The sequence below is a fragment of the Pseudomonas avellanae BPIC 631 genome (assembly GCF_000444135.1).
GTDB classification, from domain to species: Bacteria; Pseudomonadota; Gammaproteobacteria; order Pseudomonadales; family Pseudomonadaceae; genus Aquipseudomonas; species Aquipseudomonas avellanae.
On the sequence record NZ_ATDK01000277.1, the window covers coordinates 1 to 21,038 of the forward strand.

A 21,038-nucleotide genomic window follows, 5' to 3' on the forward strand; every position below is an offset into this window, starting at 1 on the left:
CGCTCTGCGTCACAAATCTGCGCTGCGCCGCATACTCAAGACCGGACGCAGAGCGTCCAGAACGGCATACGACGCGGAGCGTCGCACGATCGTTGCTCAGACTCGAGGAAAGCCTTGGCTGTATTCAGCGCCCGGCCAGTAGCTCCTGGCCGCGAACCACGGCGGCGCGGACTTGCTCAGGTGCGGTGCCGCCGATGTGGTTACGGGCGTTGACCGAGCCTTCCAGGGTCAGCACGGCGAACACGTCCTGTTCGATCTGGTTGCTGAATTGACGCAGCTCTTCCAGACTCATTTCAGCCAGGTCCTTGCCGGTTTCCACGCCATATTTCACGGCATGGCCAACTATTTCGTGGCAGTCACGGAACGGCAGGCCACGGCGCACCAGATAGTCAGCCAGGTCGGTCGCGGTCGAGAACCCGCGCAGCGCAGCTTCGCGCATGATGGCGTGCTTGGGTTTGATCGCCGGGATCATGTCGGCAAACGCGCGCAGCGAATCACGCAGGGTGTCGGCAGCGTCGAACAGCGGCTCCTTGTCTTCCTGATTGTCCTTGTTGTAAGCCAGCGGCTGGCCTTTCATCAGGGTCAGCAGGCCCATCAGCGCACCGAATACGCGGCCACTCTTGCCACGCACCAGCTCAGGCACGTCAGGGTTTTTCTTCTGCGGCATGATCGAGCTGCCGGTACAGAAGCGGTCCGGCAGATCGATGAACTGGAACTGTGCACTGGTCCAGAGCACCAGCTCTTCGGAGAAGCGCGACAAGTGCATCATCGCGATGGACGCAGCCGAGCAGAATTCGATAGCGAAGTCACGATCGGAAACGCCGTCCAGCGAGTTGCCACCCACCACGTCGAAGCCCAGCAGTTTGCAGGTCAGCTCGCGGTCGATCGGGTAGGTGGTGCCTGCCAGCGCAGCGCTGCCCAAAGGCATGCGGTTCAAGCGCTTGCGGCAGTCCACCAGACGCTCGTAGTCACGGCTGAGCATTTCAAACCAGGCCAGCATATGGTGACCAAATGTGACCGGCTGTGCGGTCTGCAAGTGCGTGAAGCCGGGCATGATGGTGTCGGATTCGCGCTCGGCCTGACCCAGCAGGCCCTTTTGCAAGCGAGTGATCTCACTGAGGATCAGGTCGATTTCGTCACGCAACCACAGGCGGATATCGGTGGCGACCTGATCGTTACGGCTGCGACCGGTGTGCAGCTTCTTGCCGGTGATACCGATGCGATCGGTCAGGCGGGCCTCGATGTTCATGTGCACGTCTTCGAGATCGACGCGCCATTCGAAGCTGCCGGCCTCGATCTCGGCCTGGATGGTATTCAGGCCATCAACGATGGTATCGCGCTCAGCGTCGGTCAGGACGCCCACCTTGGCCAGCATGGTGGCGTGGGCGATGGAGCCCATGATGTCGTGGCGATACAGGCGTTGATCGAAGGTGACGGAGGCAGTGAAACGCGCGACAAACGCGTCGACGGGTTCACTGAAGCGGCCGCCCCAGGACTGGTTGGTCTTGTCGGTGCTCATGGATTCGCTCGTTGCTCAACAGAAAGTGGCGTGCCTGATACCTGGCACAAGGGCGGTTGCGATGATAACAGGGTTGCTGCTTTTTTATTTCCGGATGGCTTGCCGCTGACAAGGCTTGGGCAGAGACTGCAAGCATGCGAACAGAACCCGTGAAAACCCCTGCCAGGCCAGCGCCCGGCAAAGATTTTTTTCTCCCCGAACTGTGCCTGCCGCAGGCATTGCTCGTGCTTGTCGTACTGGCCGAGCTGCTGGTGGTGGTGCTGGTGGTGGTGCTGGTGCTGGTAGAACCGATGCGTGCCGGTTTCGACTGGGTACGTCTGGCGCTGATGTCGCTGTTCGTGCAGTGGATCGTGTTGCTGTCCGCCGCGCTGCTCTGCGGCTTGCGACCCTGGCTGGCGCGCCTGACGCCGGGGCTGGCCGGCATGCTCAGTTGCCTGCTGGTCGTCGGCCTGACCCTTCTGTGCACAGCCGTCACCGACGTTTGTCAGCTAACCGGGCGGATTTCAATCAGTGGGATGGTCGAGCGCTACCTGCGTTACTCGACCATCGCGCTGATCATGTCAGCCCTGATGCTGCGCTACTTCTACTTGCAGAGTCAGTGGCGCAAACAGCAGCAGGGCGAGCTGCGGGCCAGGATTGAATCGTTGCAAGCGCGAATCCGCCCGCACTTTCTGTTCAATACTCTCAACAGTATCGCCAGCCTGGTCGCCAGCGATCCGGTCAAGGCCGAACAGGCAGTGCTGGATCTTTCCGACCTGTTTCGTGCCAGTCTGGCCAAGCCCGGCAGCCTGGTGACGTGGAGCGAAGAGCTGGCATTGGCAAAACGATATTTATCGATTGAGCAATATCGTCTCGGCGAGCGTCTACAGTTGGACTGGAGGGTGAGCGCAATTCCTGATGACTTGCCGATTCCCCAGCTAACCTTGCAACCATTACTTGAAAACGCTTTGATTTATGGCATTGCTCCGCGAATCGACGGAGGCGTGGTAACGGTCGAAGCGGACTACAAAGGGGGAGAGTTCATATTGAGCGTCAGCAATCCCTATGAAGAAGTTGCCAATCGGCAGACTTCCAACGGTACTCAACAGGCCCTGTCGAATATAGGTGCACGTATTACGGCACTTTTTGGCCCGCACGCCAGTCTGAGCGTGGAGCGCCGTGACGGTCGTCACTACACCTGTCTACGCTATCCTTGTGCGAGACTCACGCAGGAAGCCAGAGCTATATGAATGTCCTGATCGTTGATGACGAACCCCTGGCCCGCGAGCGATTGAGCCGCATGGTCAATGAAATAGAGGGTTATCGAGTACTCGAACCCAGCGCCTCCAATGGTGAAGAAGCCTTGGCGCTGATCGAAACCCACAAGCCTGACGTGGTGCTGCTTGATATCCGCATGCCGGGTCTCGACGGCTTGCAGGTGGCTGCCAAACTGTGCGAACGCGAAGCTCCGCCTGCCGTGGTCTTTTGCACCGCCCACGACGAATTCGCCCTGGAAGCCTTTCAGGTCAGTGCGGTCGGCTATCTGGTCAAGCCTGTGCGCGCCGAGCACCTTATCGAAGCGTTGAGAAAGGCCGAGCGGCCAAACCGCGTGCAATTGGCGGCGATGACGCGGCCGGCGGCAGAAAGCGGTTCGGGGCCGCGCACACACATCAGTGCGCGTACCCGAAAAGGTATCGAATTGATTCCGCTGGATCAGGTGATCTACTTCATCGCCGATCACAAGTACGTCACCCTGCGCCACGAAGGTGGTGAAGTCCTGCTGGACGAGCCGCTCAAGGCACTGGAAGACGAGTTCGGCGATCGGTTCGTGCGTATTCACCGCAATGCGCTGGTAGCCCGAAAGCGAATCGAAAGCATGAAGCGCACGCCGGTGGGGCATTTCGAGCTGTTCCTCAGAGGCCTGAATGGTGATGCGCTGATCGTCAGTCGCCGGCATGTAGCGGGTGTGCGCAAAATGATGCAGCAGCTCTAGGGTTCCACCTTGGAGCCTGGCGGCGAAGCCGAAGCACAGAACTGACAGGCGTATCAGGTCTGTGTGATTTCCGGTTGGTCGTTTGACAGCTGTTGCAGCTTCCAGCCACTGGCCGGTTGATTGATCGGGATCAGTGGGCTGATCAAGTTTTCAGACAGCGCTGAAGCCGCCCCGGCTGAGCTGTTATTATCCGGCACATCTACTCAGTACGGATTGTTCAATGTCCTCTCGCGAAATCCGCATTGCCACGCGCAAAAGTGCGTTGGCGCTCTGGCAGGCCGAATACGTAAAAGCTCGCCTCGAACAGGCTCACCCAGGCCTGCTTGTGACCCTGGTGCCAATGGTCAGCCGTGGCGACAAGCTGCTCGACTCCCCGCTGTCGAAAATCGGCGGCAAGGGCCTGTTCGTCAAAGAGCTGGAAACGGCGTTGCTGGAAGACAACGCCGACATCGCCGTGCACTCGATGAAAGACGTGCCGATGGACTTCCCCCAGGGGCTGGGCCTGTTTTGCATCTGCGAGCGTGAAGACCCGCGCGATGCGTTTGTGTCCAACACCTTTGAGAGCCTGGACACAGTGCCGGCGGGAAGCATCGTCGGCACCTCCAGCCTGCGCCGCCAGGCACAGCTGCTGGCGCGGCGTCCGGACCTGCAGATCCGCTTCCTGCGTGGCAACGTCAATACCCGACTGGCCAAGCTGGATGGGGGCGAATACGACGCCATTATTCTGGCCGCTGCCGGCTTGATCCGCCTGGGCTTCGAAGACCGCATCACCTCGGCGATCAGCGTCGATGACAGTCTGCCAGCGGGCGGTCAGGGGGCTGTGGGTATCGAATGCCGCAGCGTCGATGCCGAAATTCATGCCCTGCTGGCCCCGTTGCACCACGAAGACACCGCTGTGCGCGTGATTGCCGAACGCTCGCTGAACAAGCACCTCAATGGTGGCTGTCAGGTGCCTATCGCCTGTTACGCAGTGCTGGAAGGCGATGATGTCTGGCTGCGCGGGCTGGTCGGCGATCCGTCAGGGCGGGTGTTGCTGCACGCCGACGCCCGAGCGCCGCAGACCTCCGCCCAGGCGCTGGGCGTGCAGGTTGCCGAAGCATTGCTGGCTCAGGGGGCGGCCGAGATTCTCAAGGCCGTCTACGGCGAGGCCAACAACGAATGAGTGCCTGGCGTCTGCTGCTGACCCGTCCCGCCGAAGAATCGGCGGCGCTGGCAACGGTGCTGGCCGATGCCGGGATCTTCAGCAGCAGTCTGCCTTTACTCGAAACCGAGCCGTTAGCCTTGACGCTTGCACAGCGTTCGATCATTTTCGAGCTGCTCAATTACTGTGCAGTCATCGTGGTCAGTAAACCTGCTGCGCGGCTGGCCATCGAACTGATCGATGAAGTGTGGCCGCAACCGCCTATGCAGCCGTGGTTCAGTGTGGGTTCAGCAACCGGGCAGATACTCCTCGATTACGGACTCGATGCGAGCTGGCCGGAGCAGGGCGATGACAGCGAAGCCTTGCTCGACCATCCACGCCTTAAACAGGCGATTGCCGTACCGGGAAGTCGCGTGCTGATCATGCGCGGCGATGAAGGGCGAGAACTGCTGGCCGAGCAATTACGCGAACGTGGGGCGGGTGTCGATTACCTGCCGCTGTACCGTCGCTACCTGCCGCAGCATGCTCCTGACACCCTGCCGCAACGCGTTGCGGTGGAACGCTTGAACGGGCTGGTGGTCAGCAGTGGGCAGGGTTTTGAACATTTGCTTCAGTTGGCAGGCGATTCATGGCCGGATCTGGCCGGTCTGCCGCTGTTTGTACCGAGCCCCCGGGTTGCCAGCCTTGCGCAGGCAGCGGGCGCGCGGAACGTTATTGATTGTCGTGGCGCCAGCGCCACGGCATTGCTGGCAGCGTTGCGGGATCAACCCCAGCCTGCCGTCAAAGCGTATTGATCGACACTTGTCGTTTACGCTATTACGCCAAAATGCAAAGGATGGGATACGTGAGCGAAACAGCCTTGCCTAAAGACGAAGAATCGGTGTTGAAAACGCCTGCATCCAAGCCTGAACCGGTACGCGTCGAGCGGACCGGCAACCGCAGCAGCGGCCTGGTATTTCTGGCGCTGCTGCTCGGCATCGCCGGTATCGCCGTCGCGGGCTGGGGCGTGTGGCAACTGCGTATGCTGCAAGCCGGACACCAGCAGCAGCGCGGTCAGGTCGAGGACATCGCCGAGCAGACTCTGGTGCTGGCGCAGAATGACCAGCAACTGAGCGCGCGACTCGCGCAATTCCCGCCAGCCAATCAACTGGAAGACAGCCGCCGTCTGGTCGCGCAGTTGCAGGGCGATCAGCAGCGTCTGAGCCAGCGACTCGAAACCGTTCTGGGTGCCAGCCGCAAGGACTGGCGTCTGGCCGAGGCTGAACATCTGCTGCGCCTGGCCAGCCTGCGTCTTTCGGCGCTGCAAGACATCAACAGCGCCCAGGCACTGGTGCAGGGTGCCGATGAAATTCTGCGTGAGCAGGATGACCCGGGCTCCTTCGCTGCCCGCGAGCAACTGGCCAAGAGCCTCGCCGCCCTGCGCAGCGTCGAGCAACCAGACCGCACCGGGCTGTTTCTGCAACTGGGCGCCCTGCGTGAGCAGGCCGTACAGCTCAACAAGCTGGCCCCCGAGTATGAAGACAAGGGCGAGTCGCTTCTGGGGCTGACTGCCGACAAGACCGAGCAAAGCCGCTGGTCGCAATGGTGGGACGAGATTTCCCATTACTTCCGTGTCGATTTCAATGCAGACAAGGACATCCGCCCGGTATTGGCAGGGCAAAGTCTGGCCCAGGTGCGTCTGGCCCTGAGCCTCGCGCTGGAGCAGGCGCAATGGGCGGCGCTCAACGGTGAGCCAAAGGTCTACAGCCAGGCCATTACCGAAGCGCAGAGCGTGCTGAAAGCCAACTTCAACCAGGACGACCCGCAGAGCAAAGTGCTTGGGCAAGGGCTTGAGGCGCTGGCCAGCAAGCCGGTATCGGTCAAGACCCCCGACCTGGCCCCGACCCTGAGTTCGGTGCAGGCCTACCTTGAACGCCGTCACGCCGCCGGCCAGCCAGCCGAGGCGCAGCAGGGGACCAGCCGATGAAGCGCGTCTATGTGCTGTTATTCATCGCGATCGTCGCTGCGGCGCTGATCGGTGTCGCGGTTGCCGAGCATTCAGGTTACGTGCTGATCGCGTATCAGAACTTCCGCTATGAATCGAGCCTGTGGGCGACCCTGGCGCTGCTGGTCGCGGTTCTGCTGGTCATCGCCATACTGAGGCTGCTGATCACGCTGCTGACGACCTCGGGCCGCGTGGTCAACCCATGGTCACGTCGTAACCGCCGTCGCCGCGTGCAAATCGCTATCGAACAAGGTCAGATGGACCTAGCCGAGGGCCGTTGGGCCAGCGCGCAACGTCACCTGCAACGCGCGGCCGAGGCCGATGCTCACCCATTGCTTTACTACATTGGCGCCGCCCGCGCTGCCAATGAGCAAGGTCGCTACGAGGAGTGCGATGCGCTGCTGGAACGCGCACTGGAACGTCAGCCGCAAGCCGAGCTGGCCATTGCCCTGAATCACGCTCAGTTGCAGCAGGACCGTGGTGACACCGACGGCGCACTCGGCACACTGCAAGCGATGAACGAGCGTCATCCACACAATCCTCAGGTCCTGCGCCAGTTGCAGCGTCTGTACCAGCAACGTGGCGACTGGTCCGACCTGATCCGCCTGCTGCCGGAGCTGCGCAAGGACAAGGTTCTGCCACCCAAGGAACTGGCCGAACTGGAGCGCCGCGCCTGGGGCGAGAACCTCACGCTGGCGGCCTATCGAGATGAGAGCGACGAGGGCGCGCCTACCGGCCTGCCTTCACTTGAAGCGGCCTGGCAAGGGCTCAGCTCCGCGCAACGTCAGGAACCACAACTGGTGCTGGCGTATGCCGATCAACTACGTCGCCTGGGTGCCGAGGCTCAGGCTGAAGAGGTGCTTCGCGCAGCCCTCAAGCGCGATTACAACAGCCATCTGGCGCGGCTCTACGGGCTGGTACGCGGCAGTGACCCGCTAAAGCAACTGCAAACGGCGGAAGGCTGGCTCAAGCATCATCCCGCCGACCCAAGTCTGTCGCTGAGCCTGGGCCGTATCTGCCTGCAAGGCAGACTGTGGGGCAAGGCGCGGGATTATCTGGAGAGCAGCCTGCGTCTGGAACGCAACCCGGAGACCTGCGCAGAACTGGCGCGCTTGCTGGCGCAACTGGGTGAGACGGATCGCAGCAACGCGCTGTTCCAGGAAGGCCTGGGCCTGCTCGACGAGCGCTTTCTGTCTCGTCCTTTGCCGGCGCTGACCAAGGCGTGAATCTGCCGGAGAGCCCTGTGCGAAGGCTCTCCGTTTTACCTCGAAAGCCGATAAAATCAGCGCGCAAGAATCGTCCTACACCGATATGTAAAAGAACCACACCCCGGTGTGCTCGTTTTCCTCGGTAAACAGCGACGCATCCGTACGCCGCCACCTTGAAAGCGCCGCACCCTTTCCTCTACCGTAATCGCCTCGTCCTTTGTTACGGATTTGCCATGTATCTGGCTCGCACACGCTTTCTGTTTTTCCTGGCCTTTCTGGCATGTGCATTGATCTTCAGCACCGCCCTTTATCTGCAGCAAGCCTTTGCCCTGGACCCTTGCGTGCTTTGCCTTTTGCAACGGGCTGCCGTTGTCGGTTGTGGCCTGCTGGCGCTGACGGCAACGTGTCACGCGCCGGGCCAGGTGGGGTGGCGTCGTTACAGCCTGGGGCTGTTACTGATCGCCCTAGCCGGAGTGGGCACAGCAGGTGCCCAGGTCTGGCTGCAAACAGCTTCCGTCGATCAATTGATACCGTTTATTGCCCGACTGGAACACCTCATGGGGCTGTTGTCGCTGGACACCTGTATCGACCGGCTGCGCAGCGATGCAATGCTCTGCGCGGAGATCACCTGGTCGCTGTTCGGCATCACGTTGCCTGAGTGGAGTCTGCTGGCATTTACAGGCATTGCGCTGCTGCCGCTGTACCCCCTCTTGAGCGAATTCAGCCACTGGCTGGCTGGCAAAAGTCAGGGCGAGTATTAAACGCTTGTATGAACTTTATCTCCTGCGTACCTTGATGGCCTTGTCGAGCGAGCATAATCTGGGCCGCACGCGTCACTGGAAATATGCTGTCCTGACGCATCTATCAGGCCAGGTTCTTGCTGACCAGCAAGAACGGCACAGGACCGCATACCCCTGAAGGGAAGAGAGAAGACCATGCTGGAAAGTTGTCAGAATGCTCAGGAACGCTGGGGTGGAGTCAACAAGCTGATTGATCGCTGGCTCCAAAGTCGTCTCGAACTGATCGAGGCTTACGATGCACTGGGCGACACGCCCGAGGCGTTGGCAGCTGACCGTGAAGGCCTGCAGAGTTTCTGCGGCATTCTGGTTGACTATGTATCGGCCGGGCACTTCGAAGTCTACGAACAGCTGGGCGATGAAGCCCGGGCTTTCAACGACGAACGCGGGCTCGAGCTGGCTGACACGATCTATCCCCGTCTCGATGTGATCACCAAGTTTGCGTTGACGTTCAATGATCGCTGCGACAAGGGTGATTGCTCGGACGCTACGGTCGTGGCCAAGGAATTCAACCAGTTGGGGCAGTTGCTGCACGAGCGCTTCGAGCTGGAAGACTGCCTGATTGAAGTGCTGCACACCTCCCACAAGGAAGAAGTCGCCGCCCAGGTCTGAATACCCGTGGTGCAGGTGCTGCATGTCCATAGCGTTGCCATAAGGGTGCTTTTGCACCCTTTTGCATGTCTGGAGATTCGGTTTGGGGCGCGCTTACTGTGAAACCGCGATCAGCTCGATCTCGAACACCAGCGGTGTGAACGGATCGATCAGGTCGCCAGCACCTTCAGCGCCGTAGGCTTGATCCGAAGGGATCACCAGGCGCCACTTCGCGCCGGTCGGCATGTTCTGCAACGCGCTGGTCCAGCCACTGATCACGCTGTCGAGCCTGAACCACTGAGGCTGGGTGCTCTGATCGAAGATCTTGCCGTCCGGCAAACGACCGACATAACGCACTTCGACTCTGCCATTGGCATCAGGCTTGGGGCCGGTGCCCGGTGTCAGCTCGGTCATGAGAATGCCATCGGCCAGCTCCTTGACGCCTGGCTTGGCCTTCTCGCTTGCCATGAACGTGCGCTCGGCCTTGAGGGCGGCTTCGGTAGGCGCGTCGGTACCTGCGGTCTCGGCTTGCGCGATCGCTGCATCGTGCTCGCGCAGAAGCTGGTCGATGCGCTCCTGCTTGAGCGCCAGCGGCTTGCCTTGATAAGCCTGCTTCAAACCGTCGACCAACGCCTTCAGATCAAGGTCCGGGACTTCCTGATGCAAGCGTTCGCCAAGACTGGCGCCCAGACTGTATGCAAGGTCATGAGCATCATTGTCCGGTGGTGCTTCAGCGGCTTGAGCCAAGGGTAGCAAGAGGAACAACGACGTTAACAAGTAGCGCGACATTAATGCTCTCCGGCCTGGGAAGGCAGCGATTATGCCAGCGCAAGCGCGTGCAGTGACGAGTCTTGCGAAGTGAATTTCACAATGCCTGCGCATCATATCAAGCAATCATTTTTGACAGTATGCAACAGCGCCCCTTCGGTGGTGTCAAGATGCCCTAGCGGCGATGCGCGCAGAAGCCTAGTATGAGCCGCAATTTCGTCACCCAGGAGGTAAGTCATGTCGGCCAAAAAGAAGCCAGTAAACACTCCGTTGCATTTGCTCCAACAATTATCGGGCAGCTTGCTAGAACATCTGGAAGACGCCTGCTCCCAAGCTTTGGCTGATGCCGAAAAACTGCTCGCCAAGCTTGAGAAACAACGCGGCAAGGCGCAGGAAAAACTGCACAACTCCCGCATCAAACTGCAGGACGCTGCCACCGCCGGAAAATCCAAGGCACAGACCAAGGCCAAAGATGCCGTGTCTGAACTGGAAGAATTGCTTGATGCGCTCAAAGCGCGCCAGACTGAAACCCGCACCTACATTCTGCACCTCAAGCGTGATGCTCAAGAGAGCCTCAAGCTTGCGCAGGGTATCGGTCGCGTAAAAGAAGCCGTCGGCAAGATTCTGACCACCCGCAGCGCCAAGCCTGCAGCCCCGAAAGCCGCAAGCAAGGCACCTGCTGCCAAGGCTCCCGCAAAAACACCAGCCAAAGCACCTGCCAAGCCACCTGTGAAAACAGCGGCTGCCAAGCCAGTTGCCAAAGCTGCAGCCAAACCTGCGGCCGCGGCAAAACCGGCTGCCAAGCCTGCAGTGGTCAAGGCCCCGGCAAAAACCGCAGCCAAGCCAGCAGCCCGGTCAGCCGCAGCAGCCAAGCCAGTCGCGGCGAAAACAACGGCCGCCAAGCCCGTTGCAGCCAAATCGACTGCCGCTAAGCCAGCCGCCAAACCTGCCGTCACCAAAGCACCTGCTGCGGCCAAGACACCTGCGAGCAGCGCTGCCAAACCAACTGCGGCCAAGCCGGCGGTCGCCAAGCACGCTGTGAAGGCGCCTGCCAAAGCACCGGTCAAAGCACCCGTGAAAGCAGCGACCAAACCTGCTGCCGTCAAGCCCGCGGCCAAGCCAGCTGCAGCCAAGTCGGCAACACCAGCGCCAGCCGCTGCCAAGCCGACACCGGACGCACCGGCCGCTGCACCCGCAAAACCTGCCGACAGCGCAACGCCAACCAGCGCTTCCTAAGGCTGGTCGTCGTTACGCCCCACCGCGATGCGCAGCACATGCAGCGCATCGCGGTTACCCTCGACACCGCCTTCTGCACGTTCATCGACAAGCCCGATCAACCACTCCTCGGCATCCCTTGCTTCACCAGCGGGCCAATCCGCGCTCAGCCCCTCAAGCTGTGTCAGCAAACTCTGCTCGGCCTCCAGTTCCAGCGCTTTGACCTTCGCTCGCAACCCGCCAAGCGCAGCATCCTCAAGTGCCGCATTTCGCCATTCACTGCGTAAATTACGCAGCGGACGCACCACATCGTCGTGCCAGGGCGTCGCCAGTTGTCTTATTTGTGCTAATCGTTGCGCCGTGCAGGCCACTTCGCGCGCACCGAGCCAGACCCCGCAAAGCACCATGCACACATTGCCCCCGTTGGCTTGCAGCGTCAGAAAAGCCTGCTCCACACCCGGTCGGGCGTAGAAATCGAGGGTGAAACTCCAGAGCGCTGAAGGCATAGTGATCCACCTGTTCAGTACGAAGCTGGTAGACTCCGCCGCCATTATGATTCGACTTCAAAGCCTTACCTTACAGCGTGGTCCGCAACGTCTGCTAGAAGACGCCGAGCTGACCCTGCACGCCGGCCATAAAGCCGGCCTGATCGGTGCCAATGGCGCCGGTAAATCCAGCCTGTTTGCCTTGCTGCGCGGAGAGCTGACGCCGGATGCCGGCGACTGCCTGCTGCCCGCCGACTGGCGCATCGCGCACATGCGCCAGGAGGTCGATACCCTCGAGCGCCTGGCGGTGGACTACGTGCTCGACGGCGATGAGCGCCTGCGCGAAGTGCAAAGTTCGCTGGCCGAGGCAGAAGCCGCGCAGGACGGCGCTGCTCAGGCGCGTCTGCATTCGGAGCTGGACAGTGCCGACGGCTACACCGCCGACGCGCGTGCGCGCAAGCTGCTGGCGGGCCTGGGCTTCACCAACGAGCAGATGGAACGTCAGGTTGGCAGCTTCTCCGGCGGCTGGCGGATGCGCCTGAACCTGGCGCAGGCGTTGATGTGTCCTTCAGACCTGCTGCTGCTCGATGAGCCCACCAACCACTTGGACCTCGACGCCATTCTGTGGCTCGAGGACTGGCTCAAGAGCTATCCCGGCACCTTGCTGCTGATTTCCCACGACCGGGACTTTCTCGATGCGGTGGTCGATCACATCGCCCACGTCGAGCAGCGCAAGATCACCCTCTATCGCGGTGGCTACAGCGCCTTTGAACGCGCCCGCGCAGAACGTCTGGCCCAGCAGCAACAGGCCTACGAGAAGCAGCAGGTGCAACGTGCGCACATGGAGAAATACATTGCGCGCTTCAAGGCCCAGGCCACCAAGGCCCGCCAGGCACAGAGCCGCATAAAGGCGCTGGAGCGCATGGAAGAGCTGTCCGCTGCCCACGTTGACTCGCCCTTCAATTTCGTCTTCCGTGAGTCCGACAAGATCTCCAGCCCGCTGCTGGACCTGTCCGACGCGCGCCTGGGTTACGGCGACAAGACCGTCCTGGAGAAGGTCAAACTGCAACTGACGCCGGGCGCGCGCATCGGCCTGCTGGGCCCCAACGGCGCCGGCAAGTCGACACTGATCAAAAACCTGGCCGGCGAGCTTGAGCCGCAGAGCGGTCGGCTGGTGCGTGGTGAAAACCTCACCGTTGGCTACTTCGCCCAGCATCAGCTCGACTCTCTGGACGCCAAAGCCACTCCATTGCTGCACTTGCAGCGTCTGGCGCCGACCGAGCGCGAGCAGACCCTGCGCGACTTCCTCGGTGGCTTCGACTTCCGTGGCGCGCGTCTGGACGAGCCGGTGCTGAATTTCTCGGGTGGCGAAAAAGCCCGCCTGGCGCTGGCACTGATCGCCTGGGAAAAACCCAACCTGCTGCTGCTCGACGAACCGACCAACCACCTGGACCTGGAAATGCGTCTGGCGCTGACCATGGCCCTGCAGGAATTTGGCGGCGCGGTGTTGGTGGTGTCTCACGATCGGCACTTGCTCAAGAGCACCACCGACGATTTCCTGCTGGTGGCTGACGGCCGCGTGCAGGAGTTCGACGGCGATCTGGACGACTACACGCGCTGGCTGGCGGACTACCGACTGCGCAACGCGCCGGTCAGCAATACGCCGGTCAATGCCGACAAGACCGACAAAAAGGCCCAACGCCAACAGGCAGCGGCCTTGCGTCAGCAACTGGCCCCGCACAAGCGCGAAGCCGACAAGCTGGAGCGCGACCTCGGCCTGGTGAATGAAAAACTCGCCAAGGTCGAAGAGGCTCTGGCGGACAGCACCAACTATGAGGCTGCCAACAAGGACAAGCTGCGCGATCTGCTGGCCGAGCAGGCGAAACTGAAAGTGCGTGAGTCCGAGCTGGAAGACGCCTGGATGCAAGCGCTGGAATTGCTCGAGTCCATGCAGGCCGAACTGGAAGCATTGTCGTGATCGAGGCAGAAGTCTGATGGAAGTCCTGGGGTTGCCGATATCCGCCTACTGGATAGAACCGCTGTTGATCGGCGTGCAGATTCTGCTGATTCTGCTGGCCGGCTATGTGTTGCAACGCGTTGTGGGCGGCTTTCTGACCGGGCTGGGCGAGCGTTATCCGCTGCCGCCGGAACTTCTGGTGCCGGTTCGCGGCGGTTTGCGCTGGCTGATCATGGGCAGCGCTTTCGTCTTCGTGCTGGGCAGGCTTGGTGTTTCGGCAACGGTTCTGTGGACCGCACTGTCCGGCTTTGTAGCGGTCGCGGCCGTTGCGTTCTTCGCAATGTGGAGCGTGCTGTCGAACCTGCTTTGCGCCATTCTGATCTTCACCATCGGCCCGTTCCGCATTGGCGACATGGTCGAGCTGGTCGATACGCTGGACAAGCCAGGCGTGAAGGGCAGGGTGGTCGCCATCAACCTGATGTTCACCACCCTGATCGAGACCCCGGAAGCCGGCGGCGCGCTGGTTCAAGTGCCCAACAGCCAGTTCTTTCAGAAGTCGGTGCGTCGCTGGCGCGGCAGTGATCTGTTCCCGCAGATGGTGATTGCAAAACCGGCGGATGAGCAGGACTAGAAATAATTGGCTTTGCGAAACAACACGCATTAATTTATCGAACATTCGACTTTGCCGAGGTGCGCAATGGCACTTGAAACGTGGCTGGGCTTTTTTGCGGCCTGCTGGATTATCAGCCTCTCTCCTGGCGCGGGCGCCATCGTCTCGATGTCCTGCGGCCTGCAATACGGTTTCCTGCGTGGCTACTGGAATGCCCTGGGGCTGCAGATTGCGCTGGTGGCGCAAATTGCGATTGTCGCGGCCGGGCTTGGCGCGGTATTGGCGGCCTCCGAGATGGCCTTCACGCTGATCAAGTGGTTTGGCGTGGCGTATCTGGTCTATCTGGGCATCAAACAGTGGCGCGCATTGCCCACCGACCTTGCCGACGAGTCCGCCGTGCGCCCGGTGGGCAAGCCGATGACGCTGGTGTTCCGCGGTTTTCTGGTCAACATCAGCAACCCTAAGGCGCTGATCTTCATCCTGGCGATCCTGCCGCAGTTCATCGAGCCGACTGCTCCGCTGCTCATGCAGTACGTGATCATCGCCGCGACCATGGTCGTGGTCGATCTGATCGTCATGGCGGGTTACACCGGGCTGGCGTCGAAGGTGCTGCGTGCGCTCAAGACCCCTCGCCAACAGCGTCGCCTGAACCGCACCTTTGCCAGCCTGTTCGTGGGCGCGGCCGGTTTTCTCGCGACGTTGCACCGCGGCACGGCCTGAATCGGTCGCACACCGGCTTTTGCCCGTGTCCCGATCACCTGAAACAGGGCGTCAGGCACTGTTTCAGGAACCTATAAAGGCTGATTGTAAAATTCAGTAACAAAAATCCATCTCGACTCTTGAGTAGCGCTCCTGCGGAGTGAACAATGCAACGCATCGCATTCTTGTTGAGATTCTGCAATGCCCCTCCGTTCTTGTTTCCTTGCCTGGCTGCTGGTGCCGCTACTGACGCTGTGCAGCAGCATCGCGCTGGCCGACCCTGTCGAGGGCGCAGCCCAGGCGTTGCACCTGCTGGATTATCTGGGTGCTGACTACCCGGCCAGTGTGGCGGACGGCAAGGTTGTCGAAGCTGCCCACTATCAGCAGCAGATTGAAGCCCTGACCACGCTACAAGGCCTTGTGCTCGCTCTGCCGCAACGCGCCGAGCGCGCGGGGCTGGAGCAGGGTGTTGCGCAGCTGAAAAATGCCGTGAGCAGCAAACAGGACGGCACACAGGTTGCACGTCAGGCACGGCAGCTGGCAGCAAAACTGGCAGTGGCCTATGAGGTCAGCCAGGCACCGGCCATCACGCCGGACCCCGCCCGTGGCGCGCCCTTGTACGCCCAGCATTGCTCGGTTTGTCATGGCGACACCGGCGCAGGTGACGGCCCGGCAGGTATCGGTCTGGAACCGCCACCATCGAACCTGCGTGACACTGCGCGGCTGGATCGCCTGAGTCTTTATGATCTCTACAACGCCCTCGGGCTGGGCATTGCTGGCACCGACATGCCTGCGTTCGCCGACCAACTGGACGACCGCCAGCGCTGGGACATCGCGACTTACATCGCAAGCTTCAGCGCGCAACCTGTGGCCACTGCCACCAAGGCGTTCAACCTGGCGGACCTGGCCCGTCAGACGCCCGCCGAGGTGCAGGCTGTCGAAGGCCCGGATGCTGCCGCGACCTTCCGCGCCCAGCGCGCACAACCGCCGCAGGTGCAGCGCGGCCCGGCGCAACTGCTCGATTACACCAGTGTAACGCTGGACAAGAGCCTGGCGGCCTATAAGGCGGGTGATCGCGAGCAGGCCTACGATTTGTCGGTGGCGGCGTATCTGGAAGGCTTCGAACTGGTCGAAAGCTCGCTGGATAACGTCGACGCCAACGTGCGCAAAGACACCGAAAAGAGCCTGATGGCTTACCGTCAGTCATTGCAGGACAGCCGTCCTCTACCACAGGTCGAGCAAAAGCTGGAGGTGGCCAAAGCCAAGCTCAAAGAGTCGGCAGGTCTGCTGGGCAGCGATGGCTTGAGCCTGTCGCTGAGCTACATCTCGGGCCTGTTGATCCTGCTGCGCGAAGGGCTGGAAGCGATTCTGGTGCTGGCGGCGATTCTGGCGTTTCTGCGTAACACCGGCCAACAGTCAGCCGTGCGCAGCGTCAACGTGGGCTGGGGCCTGGCGCTGCTGGCCGGTCTCGGGACTTGGGCACTGGCGGCATACGTCATCGACGTCAGCGGCGCACAGCGTGAGTTGCTGGAAGGGGCCACCGCGTTGTTTGCCAGCGTGATGGTGCTCTGGCTAGGCGTGTGGATGCACGACCGTCGCCATGCGGCTGCCTGGCAGGACTATGTCAAAAGCAGCCTGGTCGGCGGCGGCGGCCGTTTCGGATTCGCGGTGCTGGCGTTCTTCTCGGTGTATCGCGAGCTGTTCGAAGTCATCCTGTTTTATGAAACGCTGTGGCTCCAGGCAGGGCCAGCCGGGCACAACGCAGTATTGGCAGGTGGTGCCACGGCGCTCGTGCTGCTGGTCGGTCTGGCCTGGGTGATCCTGCGCGGCTCGGCGAAACTGCCGCTGTCGCTGTTCTTCGGCATCAACGCTGCACTGCTGTGTGCGCTGTCGGTGGTGTTCGCCGGGCATGGCGTCAAGGCCCTGCAGGAAGCTGGCATCTTCGGCACCCGGCCGGTGCCGTTCTTCGAGTTTGACTGGCTGGGCATTCATGCCGACCTGTACTCGCTCGGTGCACAGGCCATCGCCCTGACTGCCATTGCCGTGCTCTACGGGCGCAGCGTGCTGGCAGAAAAACGCAGGCTTCAGGCATCAGCCTGACGCTTTACAGCTGCTCAAGGGCAAGCGGCACCCGCCGCTTGTCCGGGCTGTACTAATCAGCCCTATTTCTCCCATTGTTAGATGCTTTTACTTCCTGTACAAAAACCCACCTGTCAGTTCTGTCAGTAGACGCACTTTTTATTCAGGCCTAGTGTAGCGAAACGCCAACTCGGCTATCGGGTACTGGCGCATTTACCTGAGAACGAGGTGGGTGATGGCTAAGTATGAGATTCGGTTGTGGGCTGAAGATATTGAGCAACATGACCATCCTGAGATAGCCATTGAGTTTTATGAAGACGATGATTTGCAAGAGCATGCCTGGGTAAGGCTACACCCTCATGGCAAGCACAAGATTCGCGGCGAACTGGGAAGGGACGAGGAAGTTCTGACCGACCTGGCATTGGCCTTCAGGAAGAAGGTGGCAGAGTTGGTGGATTGGTAAAGCCTGGTTACGCCTGTAACAAAACCTGACTTACACAGGTGCCGGAGAGGCTGGAAATACTGGCATCTCAATCAATAAAAGAGGATTGAGAACATGGCTAATTATGAAGTAAGACTTTCGACCGCCGAATTTGAAGGTGATGCAACGCCTGAAGTCCTCGTGGAGTTCTGGGACGCGAACCTTTTAAATGAAAGAACGGGCCGCAAGGGAGACTACGCATTTACGGCGTATGTAACGGCGTCCGGTAACAGCGACGGTTACGATACAGTCAAGAGTAAAGCAGACGTTGACGGTGTAGAAATGCCGTCTTGATCGAGCTCGCGAAGGCATTTGCCAAGATGAAGCTCTTCATTAAGTAAGCGACCGCAAGATCGGCAGGTATGAGGGGCACGTTCGGTGCCCCTCGACATATGTATTCAGAAATTAATCAATCCAAATCAACCGGCTTCTTCAACTTCGGATTCGGGAAGAACTGCACACCCTGCACCTTCGGATCCGCCGGTTTGACCACCGCCTTGTTGACCCGTGTACCCAACTCCTTCGGTATCGAAATACCTTGTTCGTTGAGCGTATCGCTGTACCCGCAGCCGACGCACTCGCGGTGCGGCACGTCGTTTTCGCTCCACATCATCAGTTTGTCAGGCTCGCTGCACGCCGGGCATACAGCCCCGGCGATGAAGCGCTTCTTGGTAATGACTGCCTCGGTCATGCTGCCGCATCCTCACTCAAACCGCTGTGACGCAACAATGCGTCAATCGACGGCTCACGTCCGCGGAAATCGACGAACAGCACCATCGGCGCCTGTGAGCCGCCACGCGCCAGAATGGCTTCGCGGAACGCACGACCGGTTTCGGCATTGAGCACGCCGTCTTCCTCAAACTTCGAGAACGCATCGGCAGACAGCACTTCGGCCCACTTGTAGCTGTAATAACCGGCTGCGTAACCGCCTGCAAAGATATGCGCAAAGCTGTTCGGGAAGCGGTTATAGGCAGGCGGACGCATGACCGACACTTCGTCGCGAACGCCTTCCAGCACTTCAAGTACACTGCGGCCGTCGCCGTGGGTGGCGTGCAATTCAAAGTCGAACAGCGAGAACTCCAGCTGACGCACCATCATCAGACCGGACTGGAAGTTCTTGGCGGCGAGCATTTTCTCCAACAGGTCCTGCGGCAGTGGCTCGCCGGTTTCGTAATGACCGGAGATCAGCGCCAGGCCTTCGGGCTCCCAGCACCAGTTTTCCATGAACTGGCTCGGCAACTCGACCGCATCCCACGCCACGCCGTTGATACCGGAAACACCGGCATGCTCGACGCGGGTCAGCAGGTGATGCAGGCCGTGACCGAATTCATGGAACAGAGTAGTGACTTCATCGTGGGTCAGCAGCGCAGGCTTACCGGCAACGGCAGGCGTGAAGTTGCACACCAGATTGGCCACCGGGCTTTGCAGCGCACCTTCGGCCGTGCGACGACGATCACGGGCGCCATCCATCCAGGCACCGCCACGCTTATTGGCGCGGGCATACAAATCAAAGAAGAAACGCCCTACGTGCTGGCCGTTTTCCTTGATCTCGAACAGACGAACGTCCGGGTGCCAGGTGTCGAAGCCTTTCTGCTCGGCAATCTCGATACCGTACAGACGCTGGACGATGGCAAACAGGCCGCCGAGCACCTTATCGATGGGGAAGTAGGCGCGCAGGGTTTCCTGGGAAACGCTGTAACGCTGTTCGCGCAGCTTCTCGCCGTAGAAACCGCTGTCCCAGCTTTGCAGGTCCGGGCAACCCTGCTCGGCCGCATAAGCCTTGAGCTGCTCAAGGTCCTGGGCAGCGAACGGCTTGCTGCGCTTGGCCAGATCACGCAGGAAACTCAACACCTGATCGCTGGACTCAGCCATTTTGGTCGCCAGGCTCAGCTCGGCAAAGTTCGCGTAGCCGAGCAACTGCGCCAGCTCCTGACGCAAGTCGAGAATCTGCTCCATAACCGGCGTATTGTCGTTCTTGCCAGCGTTGGGGCCTTGGTCCGAGGCACGGGTAGAGTACGCCGCGTAGACTTCTTCGCGCAGGGCACGGTCTTCGGCGTAAGTCATTACCGCGTAGTAACTCGGGAATTCCAGGGTAATCAGGTAGCCTTCGAGGTCCTTGGCCTTGGCGGCCGCGGCCATCTGCTGCTTGGCAGAATCGGTCAGGCCGGCGAGGGCAGACTCGTCAGCGACCAGCTTGGTCCAGGCCTGAGTGGCATCGAGCAACTGGTTGGAAAACTGGCTGCCCAGCTCGGACAATTTGCTCTGCACTTGCGCATAACGCTTCTGCTGCTCGGGCGGCAGGTCGATGCCGGACAGGCGGAAGTCGCGCAGCGATTGCTCCAGAATGGTCTTCTGGCCGACGTCAAAGCCTGCGGCCTCAGGGCCGTTGGCCAGCGCCTCATAAGCCTGAAACAGCGCGCGATTCTGGCCCATCTCGGTGGAGTAGGCGCTCAATGCCGGCAGGCACGACTCATACGCTTCACGCAGTTCAGGGCTGTTGCACACGGCATTCAGATGGCTGACCGGGCTCCAGGCAGCGCCCAGACGGTCGTTCAGCTCGTCCATGGTCAACACCAGCCCGGCCCAGGTCGGCGTCGAGCCCTGTTTGGCGAGGATGTCAGCAATCGCGGCACGGTTGTCGGCCAGGATTTGTTCGATAGCAGGTTTGACATGTTCGGCACGAATCGCCGAAAAGGGTGGCAGGTCGTACGATTGCAGAAGAGGGTTGTTCGCGCTCACGGTTTTGCACCTTGCCTGGAAGAAACATTCAGCCATCTTAATTACAATCGATGCCGTGCGCAGCACCCAAACCTGTTCCAGACGTCTATCACTGCCAAAGAAGGAGCCTATCGTGGCCATTCGCAAGTTCCAGGACCACACCCCAGCCCTCGGCGAACGGGCTTTTGTCGACCATAGCGCGGTGGTTATCGGCGACGTCGAAATCGGTGCCGACAGCTCCATCTGGCCGCTGACGGTCGTACGCGGCGACATGCACCGCATCCGCATCGGCGCGCGTACCAGCGTGCAGGACGGCAGCGTGCTGCACATCACCCACGCCGGTCCCTTCAACCCCGACGGCTTCCCGCTGTTGATCGGCGACGAAGTGACCATCGGCCACAAGTCGATGCTGCACGGCTGCACCATCGGCAACCGGATTCTGGTCGGCATGGGCACCACCATCATGGACGGCGCAGTTGTTCAGGACGAAGTGATCATCGGCGCAGGCAGCCTGGTGCCACCGGGCAAAGTGCTGGAGAGCGGCTTTTTGTACGTCGGCAGGCCGGTCAGGCAAGTGCGTGCATTGACCGAAAAGGAAATCGCCTTTTTCCCGTACAGCGCCACTAACTATGTGAAGCTCAAGGATCAGCATCTGGCGGAAGGGTTTGATAAGCCGTAACTATTGTTCCTACGCTACAGCGCAGGAATGCATCCCGTGACGCTCTGCGTCACAAATCTGCGCAGCGCCGCTCACTCAAGACCGGACGCAGAGCGTCCAGAAAGGCATTACCACGCGGAGCGTAGTAACGATGAT

At 60.6% G+C, this 21,038-nt stretch carries 21 protein-coding genes; 16 read left to right on the forward strand and 5 right to left on the reverse strand.

Translation table 11 applies throughout. The annotated features are described in order from the left end of the window. Positions 1–124: 124 nt before the first annotated feature. Positions 125–1,519 carry an argininosuccinate lyase gene (argH, locus tag DW49_RS0116265; protein WP_005613407.1) on the reverse strand — a complete coding sequence of 465 codons (1,395 nt, stop codon included), beginning with the start codon at positions 1,517–1,519 and terminating at the stop codon, positions 125–127. Positions 1,520–1,653: 134 nt separating this feature from the next. Here argH and DW49_RS0116270 point away from each other — a divergent pair, with 134 nt between their 5' ends. From DW49_RS0116270 to DW49_RS0116310, 8 genes are all read left to right on the forward strand, one after another. Next, complete coding sequence (locus tag DW49_RS0116270) at positions 1,654–2,748, forward strand: sensor histidine kinase (protein WP_024421323.1); 1,095 nt, start codon at positions 1,654–1,656, stop codon at positions 2,746–2,748. Continuing rightward, the gene (locus tag DW49_RS0116275) at positions 2,745–3,491 is read left to right on the forward strand and encodes a LytR/AlgR family response regulator transcription factor (RefSeq protein WP_005613410.1); all 747 of its coding nucleotides are present in this window, start codon (positions 2,745–2,747) and stop codon (positions 3,489–3,491) included. Before DW49_RS0116270 ends, DW49_RS0116275 begins: the two co-directional genes overlap by 4 nt. A 220-nt stretch (positions 3,492–3,711) precedes the next feature. Continuing rightward, positions 3,712–4,653 (forward strand): hydroxymethylbilane synthase, encoded by a 942-nt coding sequence (gene hemC, locus DW49_RS0116285; protein ID WP_005613412.1) that lies wholly within the window; start codon positions 3,712–3,714, stop codon positions 4,651–4,653. Further along, positions 4,650–5,426, forward strand: coding sequence for a uroporphyrinogen-III synthase (locus DW49_RS0116290; RefSeq protein ID WP_005613414.1), 777 nt, complete (start codon positions 4,650–4,652; stop codon positions 5,424–5,426). Before hemC ends, DW49_RS0116290 begins: the two co-directional genes overlap by 4 nt. Positions 5,427–5,476: 50 nt before the next feature. Beyond that, entirely contained in the window at positions 5,477–6,598 is a 1,122-nt protein-coding gene (locus tag DW49_RS0116295) for a uroporphyrinogen-III C-methyltransferase (RefSeq protein ID WP_005613416.1), read from the forward strand. Further along, the gene (locus DW49_RS0116300; protein WP_005613418.1) at positions 6,595–7,842 is read left to right on the forward strand and encodes a heme biosynthesis protein HemY; all 1,248 of its coding nucleotides are present in this window, start codon (positions 6,595–6,597) and stop codon (positions 7,840–7,842) included. The genes DW49_RS0116295 and DW49_RS0116300 overlap by 4 nt, the downstream gene beginning before the upstream one ends. A 215-nt stretch (positions 7,843–8,057) precedes the next feature. Beyond that, complete coding sequence (locus tag DW49_RS0116305) at positions 8,058–8,585, forward strand: disulfide bond formation protein B (RefSeq protein WP_005613420.1); 528 nt, start codon at positions 8,058–8,060, stop codon at positions 8,583–8,585. A 174-nt stretch (positions 8,586–8,759) separates the two neighbouring features. Next, positions 8,760–9,233 (forward strand): Rsd/AlgQ family anti-sigma factor, encoded by a 474-nt coding sequence (locus DW49_RS0116310; protein ID WP_005613422.1) that lies wholly within the window; start codon positions 8,760–8,762, stop codon positions 9,231–9,233. A gap of 93 nt (positions 9,234–9,326) precedes the next feature. Here the strand turns inward: DW49_RS0116310 and DW49_RS0116315 are convergent, their stop codons facing one another. Further along, positions 9,327–10,001 (reverse strand): FKBP-type peptidyl-prolyl cis-trans isomerase, encoded by a 675-nt coding sequence (locus tag DW49_RS0116315; protein ID WP_005613424.1) that lies wholly within the window; start codon positions 9,999–10,001, stop codon positions 9,327–9,329. A gap of 216 nt (positions 10,002–10,217) precedes the next feature. Between DW49_RS0116315 and DW49_RS0116320 the strand changes: the two genes are divergently transcribed. Beyond that, positions 10,218–11,216, forward strand: a complete 999-nt coding sequence (locus DW49_RS0116320) for an AlgP family protein (RefSeq protein ID WP_005613425.1) — start codon at positions 10,218–10,220, stop codon at positions 11,214–11,216. Here DW49_RS0116320 and DW49_RS0116325 read toward each other — a convergent pair. Beyond that, on the reverse strand, positions 11,213–11,701 hold the full coding sequence (locus DW49_RS0116325) for a TIGR02444 family protein (RefSeq protein ID WP_005613428.1): 489 nt from the start codon (positions 11,699–11,701) through the stop codon (positions 11,213–11,215). The two genes, DW49_RS0116320 and DW49_RS0116325, sit on opposite strands and share 4 nt — an antisense overlap. Before the next feature lie 46 nt (positions 11,702–11,747). On the opposite strand from DW49_RS0116325, the gene DW49_RS0116330 reads away from it, so the two are divergent. The 6 genes from DW49_RS0116330 to DW49_RS01000000128465 all read left to right on the forward strand — a co-directional run bounded on the left by DW49_RS0116330 (position 11,748) and on the right by DW49_RS01000000128465 (position 17,800). Next, on the forward strand, positions 11,748–13,658 hold the full coding sequence (locus tag DW49_RS0116330) for an ATP-binding cassette domain-containing protein (protein WP_003379395.1): 1,911 nt from the start codon (positions 11,748–11,750) through the stop codon (positions 13,656–13,658). Between the two features lie 16 nt (positions 13,659–13,674). Next, positions 13,675–14,268, forward strand: a complete 594-nt coding sequence (locus DW49_RS0116335; RefSeq protein ID WP_005613431.1) for a mechanosensitive ion channel family protein — start codon at positions 13,675–13,677, stop codon at positions 14,266–14,268. 66 nt (positions 14,269–14,334) lie between these two features. After that, positions 14,335–14,967 carry a LysE family transporter gene (locus DW49_RS0116340; protein WP_005613432.1) on the forward strand — a complete coding sequence of 211 codons (633 nt, stop codon included), beginning with the start codon at positions 14,335–14,337 and terminating at the stop codon, positions 14,965–14,967. Between the two features lie 180 nt (positions 14,968–15,147). Further along, the gene (locus DW49_RS0116345; protein ID WP_005613434.1) at positions 15,148–17,046 is read left to right on the forward strand and encodes a cytochrome c/FTR1 family iron permease; all 1,899 of its coding nucleotides are present in this window, start codon (positions 15,148–15,150) and stop codon (positions 17,044–17,046) included. 214 nt (positions 17,047–17,260) lie between these two features. Further along, entirely contained in the window at positions 17,261–17,488 is a 228-nt protein-coding gene (locus DW49_RS0116350) for a hypothetical protein (protein ID WP_019333219.1), read from the forward strand. Between the two features lie 93 nt (positions 17,489–17,581). Continuing rightward, a complete protein-coding gene (locus tag DW49_RS01000000128465) occupies positions 17,582–17,800 on the forward strand; it encodes a hypothetical protein (RefSeq protein WP_229687525.1) in 219 nt (72 codons plus the stop codon). A 115-nt stretch (positions 17,801–17,915) separates the two neighbouring features. Here the strand turns inward: DW49_RS01000000128465 and DW49_RS0116360 are convergent, their stop codons facing one another. Together DW49_RS0116360 and prlC are read right to left on the reverse strand one after the other, a co-directional pair. Next, on the reverse strand, positions 17,916–18,197 hold the full coding sequence (locus tag DW49_RS0116360; RefSeq protein WP_003379407.1) for a YheV family putative zinc ribbon protein: 282 nt from the start codon (positions 18,195–18,197) through the stop codon (positions 17,916–17,918). Then, complete coding sequence (gene prlC / locus DW49_RS0116365) at positions 18,194–20,245, reverse strand: oligopeptidase A (protein WP_005613441.1); 2,052 nt, start codon at positions 20,243–20,245, stop codon at positions 18,194–18,196. Before prlC ends, DW49_RS0116360 begins: the two co-directional genes overlap by 4 nt. 112 nt (positions 20,246–20,357) lie before the next feature. On the opposite strand from prlC, the gene DW49_RS0116370 reads away from it, so the two are divergent. Next, positions 20,358–20,903 (forward strand): gamma carbonic anhydrase family protein, encoded by a 546-nt coding sequence (locus DW49_RS0116370; RefSeq protein WP_005613442.1) that lies wholly within the window; start codon positions 20,358–20,360, stop codon positions 20,901–20,903. Positions 20,904–21,038: the final 135 nt, after the last annotated feature.